This is a genomic window from Ensifer sp. ZNC0028 (assembly GCF_000799055.1).
Classification (GTDB): Bacteria; Pseudomonadota; Alphaproteobacteria; order Rhizobiales; family Rhizobiaceae; genus Ensifer.
In genome coordinates this window covers 1-269 of sequence record NZ_JTLA01000216.1, presented here as the reverse complement: position 1 = coordinate 269, position 269 = coordinate 1, and the positions used below count along the sequence as shown (strand labels likewise).

At 55.8% G+C, this 269-nt stretch carries 1 protein-coding gene; it reads left to right on the top strand.

The window, feature by feature from the left end; all coding sequences use genetic code 11:
* On the top strand, positions 1–269 hold a 269-nt coding region (locus tag L981_RS32655), incomplete at both ends, for a hypothetical protein (protein WP_052202146.1).

Sequence of the window (269 nt, the reverse complement as noted above, 5' to 3'; positions counted from 1 at the left end):
TGAACAAGGAAGAGTCCTTCATGTACGATCGGGAAACCAACTTCCCAATGGAGGACACGCGGAACGAAGCCCGCATCGAATATACCGAGAAGGGCATGACCCAGCTGAGCTCGCGCCGTTGCGAGATCATCAAGCTGTCGAAAAGCGGCGCGTTGATCGGTATCCTCACGCAGTACCAGCTGCCGGAGAACTTTTACCTGGATATCCCGAGCGCACGCATCCAGATGGTCGGCTGCCTTTTGAAGCGGGTGCATGCCAACAACGTCATC